Origin of the sequence: Marinobacter sp. S0848L (genome assembly GCF_023016065.1) — a bacterium.
Taxonomy (GTDB): Bacteria; Pseudomonadota; Gammaproteobacteria; order Pseudomonadales; family Oleiphilaceae; genus Marinobacter.
Window position 1 is genome coordinate 1 of the sequence record NZ_JALKAQ010000024.1, and the last position, 2,943, is coordinate 2,943.

Here is a 2,943-nt window from a genome sequence, read left to right on the forward strand (position 1 = left end):
ATCGAGCACAGTTGTCTTGGGGTTATATAGTCAAGCAACTAAGCGCATACGGTGGATGCCTTGGCAGTCAGAGGCGATGAAAGACGTGGAAGCCTGCGATAAGGTTCGGGGAGCTGGCAAACAAGCTGTGATCCGGACATTTCTGAATGGGGAAACCCACCCGATCTCGATCGGGTATCTTGCACTGAATACATAGGTGTAAGAGGCGAACCGGGGGAACTGAAACATCTAAGTACCCCGAGGAAAAGAAATCAACCGAGATTCCCTAAGTAGCGGCGAGCGAACGGGGACTAGCCCTTAAGCTAGACAACTGATAGGAGAAGGCTCTGGAAAGTGCCGCCATAGTGGGTGATAGCCCCGTATCCGAAATCTGAGTCTAGTGAAATCGAGTAGGTCGGCGCACGAGAAACGTTGACTGAACATGGGGGGACCATCCTCCAAGGCTAAATACTCCTGACTGACCGATAGTGAACCAGTACCGTGAGGGAAAGGCGAAAAGAACCCCTGTGAGGGGAGTGAAATAGATCCTGAAACCGTATGCGTACAAGCAGTCGGAGCAGACTTGTTCTGTGACGGCGTACCTTTTGTATAATGGGTCAGCGACTTATGTTTAGTGGCGAGGTTAACCGTTTAGGGGAGCCGTAGGGAAACCGAGTCTGAATAGGGCGAATCAGTCGCTAGGCATAGACCCGAAACCGGGCGATCTATCCATGAGCAGGTTGAAGGTTGAGTAACATCAACTGGAGGACCGAACCCACTGTCGTTGAAAAGCCAGGGGATGACTTGTGGATCGGAGTGAAAGGCTAATCAAGCCCGGAGATAGCTGGTTCTCCCCGAAAGCTATTTAGGTAGCGCCTCGGACGAATACCACAGGGGGTAGAGCACTGTTTGGGCTAGGGGGTCATCTCGACTTACCAACCCCATGCAAACTCCGAATACCTGTGAGTACTATCCGGGAGACACACGATGGGTGCTAACGTCCGTCGTGAAGAGGGAAACAACCCAGACCGCCAGCTAAGGTCCCAAAATACCAGTTAAGTGGGAAACGATGTGGGAAGGCTCAGACAGCTAGGAGGTTGGCTTAGAAGCAGCCATCCTTTAAAGAAAGCGTAATAGCTCACTAGTCGAGTCGGCCTGCGCGGAAGATGTAACGGGGCTCAAACTGGTTACCGAAGCTGCGGCTGCATACTTTGTATGCGGGGTAGGGGAGCGTTCTGTAAGCCTGCGAAGGTGTGTTGAGAAGCATGCTGGAGGTATCAGAAGTGCGAATGCTGACATGAGTAACGACAATGGGAGTGAAAAACTCCCACGCCGGAAGACCAAGGGTTCCTGCGCAACGCTAATCGGCGCAGGGTGAGTCGGCCCCTAAGGCGAGACCGAAAGGTGTAGTCGATGGGAAACGGGTTAATATTCCCGTACCTTGGATAGCTGCGATGGAGAGACGGAGAAGGCTAGGTGAGCCGGGCGACGGTTGCCCCGGTTTAAGCATGTAGGGAGTGGACTTAGGCAAATCCGGGTCCACATATCCCGAGACGCGACGACGAGTGCCCAAGGGCGCGAAGTCATTGATGCCCTGCTTCCAGGAAAATCTTCTAAGCTTCAGGCTATTCGGGACCGTACCCCAAACCGACACAGGTGGTCAGGTAGAGAATACCAAGGCGCTTGAGAGAACTCGGGTAAAGGAACTAGGCAAAATGGTGCCGTAACTTCGGGAGAAGGCACGCCGGTGTGTACGTGAAACCCCCGCGGGTGGAGCGGAAGCCGGTCGAAGATACCAGGCCCCTGCGACTGTTTATTAAAAACACAGCACTGTGCAAACACGAAAGTGGACGTATACGGTGTGACGCCTGCCCGGTGCCGGAAGGTTAATTGATGGGGTTAGCATTCGTGCGAAGCTCTTGATCGAAGCCCCGGTAAACGGCGGCCGTAACTATAACGGTCCTAAGGTAGCGAAATTCCTTGTCGGGTAAGTTCCGACCTGCACGAATGGCGTAACGATGGGGGCGCTGTCTCTACCCGAGACTCAGTGAAATTGAAATCGCCGTGAAGATGCGGTGTATCCGCGGCTAGACGGAAAGACCCCGTGAACCTTTACTATAGCTTCACAGTGAACTTTGAATATGCTTGTGTAGGATAGCTGGGAGGCTTTGAAACCAGGACGCCAGTTCTGGTGGAGCCAACCTTGAAATACCAGCCTGGCATGTTTGAGGTTCTAACTCTGACCCCTTATCGGGGTTGAGGACACTGTGTGGTGGGTAGTTTGACTGGGGCGGTCTCCTCCCAAAGCGTAACGGAGGAGCACAAAGGTGGGCTAAGTACGGTCGGACATCGTACGGTTAGTGTAATGGCACAAGCCCGCTTGACTGCGAGACAGACACGTCGAGCAGGTACGAAAGTAGGTCATAGTGATCCGGTGGTTCTGTATGGAAGGGCCATCGCTCAACGGATAAAAGGTACTCCGGGGATAACAGGCTGATACCGCCCAAGAGTTCACATCGACGGCGGTGTTTGGCACCTCGATGTCGGCTCATCACATCCTGGGGCTGAAGCCGGTCCCAAGGGTATGGCTGTTCGCCATTTAAAGTGGTACGCGAGCTGGGTTTAGAACGTCGTGAGACAGTTCGGTCCCTATCTGCCGTGGACGTTGGAGATTTGAGGAAAGTTGCTCCTAGTACGAGAGGACCGGAGTGAACGAACCGCTGGTGTTCCAGTTGTTTCGCCAGAAGCACTGCTGGGTAGCTATGTTCGGATAGGATAACCGCTGAAAGCATCTAAGCGGGAAGCCCCTTCCAAGATGAGATCTCCCTGAGGCCCTGAGCCTCCTAAAGAGCCGTTCAAGACCAGGACGTTGATAGGCTGGGTGTGTAAGCGCTGCGAGGCGTTGAGCTAACCAGTACTAATTGCTCGTGCGGCTTGACTATATAACACCCAAGACAATTGCGG

At 53.5% G+C, this 2,943-nt stretch carries 1 rRNA gene; it reads left to right on the top strand.

What is annotated here, in order from left to right:
* Positions 1-28 precede the first annotated feature (28 nt).
* A 23S ribosomal RNA gene (locus MWU64_RS15295) occupies positions 29-2,921 on the top strand.
* Positions 2,922-2,943: the final 22 nt, after the last annotated feature.